Annotated in this window: 2 protein-coding genes; both read right to left on the minus strand. The window is 57.5% G+C overall.

Features of this window, described 5'->3' with window-relative positions:
- Window positions 1-65: 65 nt before the first annotated feature.
- On the minus strand, window positions 66-926 hold the full coding sequence (gene istB, locus RY831_RS32805; RefSeq protein WP_326510472.1) for an IS21-like element helper ATPase IstB: 861 nt from the start codon (window positions 924-926) through the stop codon (window positions 66-68).
- A complete protein-coding gene (gene istA, locus RY831_RS32810; protein ID WP_326510473.1) occupies window positions 923-2,167 on the minus strand; it encodes an IS21 family transposase in 1,245 nt (414 codons plus the stop codon). Before istA ends, istB begins: the two co-directional genes overlap by 4 nt.
- Window positions 2,168-2,312: the final 145 nt, after the last annotated feature.

Consider the following 2,312-nt stretch of genomic DNA (forward strand, 5'->3'; position numbering starts at 1 on the left):
TGTCAATGCCGTTGGAATTTCCCCATTTTTTCCGGAGTAAAATTCCCCACCCTTTTTATGGGTGGTCAGCCCGGATTTGACATGTTTTCCTCCTTTTTTGGTCGTCCAGGACGACGCTTTGTCTGAACCGTATTACCGGTCTCGTTGAGGGGAAGGCGGTTACGCAGATGCTCCGGGATCAGCGCGGCATGCTCCCGCAAACGGTAGGAATTGCCTTCAATCGGCACCACAATGGCATGGTGTAGAAGACGGTCCAGCAAGGCTGTCGCCACGACAGGATCACCGAAGATCTCGCCCCATTCACTAAAGCCGCGGTTGCTGGTCAAGATCATCGCGCAGCGCTCATAGCATGCGTTGACCAGCTGGAAGAACAGATTGCCACCATTTGAGCCCAGTGGTAGGTACCCAATCTCATCGACGATGAGCAAACTGTAGCGCGACAGGAACTTCACCCGCTCGCGCAGCTTGCCTTCTCGTTCGGCCTTGCGCATGGAGTCGACCAGTTCGGCCAGCGTGGCGAAGAACACGCTCTTTCCGGCTTTAACTGCTTCCACACCCAATGCCACGGCAAGGTGTGACTTGCCCGTGCCCGGCGGGCCAAGGAAGTGCACGCACTGGCGCCGCTCAACGAATCCCAGCTCAGCAAGCGCCATGACTCGGCCGCGCTCGAGTGACGGCTGGAAGCTGAAGTCATAGCCAGCCAGTGTCTTGGTCACTGACAGCCTTGCCGTTTGTAACGCCATCTTGATCCTGCGGCTCTCCCGCGTGCTGTACTCCTCGCCCAGCAAGACCTCGATGGCTTCGAGTGCAGTCAACTGGCCTTGCTCGATCTGTGACTGAACCGTCTGCAAGGCTTCCAATGCGCGTGGCATTCTCAAACCAATCAGGTGGCGGCGGATCCGTTCTGCTACGGAAGAGTGGCTCATAGCTGGCCTCCCATTCTGCGGCCAATGAAGTCATAGACTGCCAACGGCCGCTGGGCTACCGCATGACCGGGTGCCAGCACAATGTCAGGAGCGACTTCTGGCTGCATGATGCGCTGAAGTAACCGATGACCGGCCAACACAGACCGCGCACGCCGGCCCTCCAAGCGAGCATGGGTAGCAATCAGTGTTCCGTCCTCAAAGATGCGAATCGTGTCAGCGGTGGTTTCCACGTCCAGAACCCGCTTCCTGGTACCGTCGGGCACGCTGTAGTAGTTGCCTCCAACGCTGACGCAGCCTTCGTGGCTGACTCGTCGTTCCATTCGGAGCACGGCGTCGAAGCGTCCTGCCGGCAGAGGTTGGAGGTGGGGTTGCTCTTCCTGGAAGTGTTCGGCAACGATACGACCGGTCGTGCCATGACAGCGTACATTGGCCACCGTGTCGAGCCACTGCCGCAGCTGCCGATTCATATCATCGATATCTTCGAAGCTGCGTGCCAGATAGAAGTCGGCACGGATATATCGATACGGCCGTTCAACTTTGCCTTTGGTCTTGGCCCGGTAAGCCTGGCAAGCACGCGGCATAAAACCGTAATGAGCACCGCACGCAAGCAGCTTGGCGTTATAGACGATGCCTTTGTCGGAGTCGTCTTCACCCAGTACGGCGGTCTTCATGCGGTCGTAGAGGATCTCTTGCGGAACGCCGCCAAAGTGAGCAAAGGCCTCCATATGGCAACGCAGGACGGTTGGCAGATCCTGATGCAAGACGAATTGGGCCCATAGATATCGGCTGTGCCCCAGTACCATGGCAAACAACCACACCTTGCGCACCAGGCCGCGGTTGCCGAAGTTGACCTTGAACTCAGCGAAGTCGACCTGTGCCTGTTGCCCGGCAGGAGTTTCGAACCGAACTTCGAACACCGGCGCCGGAGACGGGCGCACGGTCCGCAAGAAGTCATAAAGCACTGTCTTACCGCCGTCATAGCCCTGCTCACGAACTTCCCGGAGTAACCGGGCGCTGCTCAAATCTGGCCAATCCGTGACTCGCTGACGCAAATAGGCTTCAAATGGTGCAATGGTAGTTGGTCTGGGCTGGCGAGGTTTGTACTTCGGTGCTGCCAGCTCTCCTCGAATGTATCTTCGTACTGTCTTGCGGTCACGGCCGGTGCGCTCGGCAATTGCCGATACGGACAAGCCTTGTCGGTGCAACTCCAGAATCATCATCCACTCCTTCAACTTGACCACTCGCTCTCCCGTCGCTGATTTCCATTACCGCGACATCTTGGAGCAAGCGGAAAGCCGGTGCAGGAACATCCTGCACCGGCTTTTACCGTTCAAACTGGGGAGATTTCAAACGGAAGAATTGGGGAGTATCCATCCGGCGGTGACA

This window comes from Noviherbaspirillum album (genome assembly GCF_035916955.1).
Lineage (GTDB): Bacteria > Pseudomonadota > Gammaproteobacteria > Burkholderiales > Burkholderiaceae_D > Noviherbaspirillum > Noviherbaspirillum album.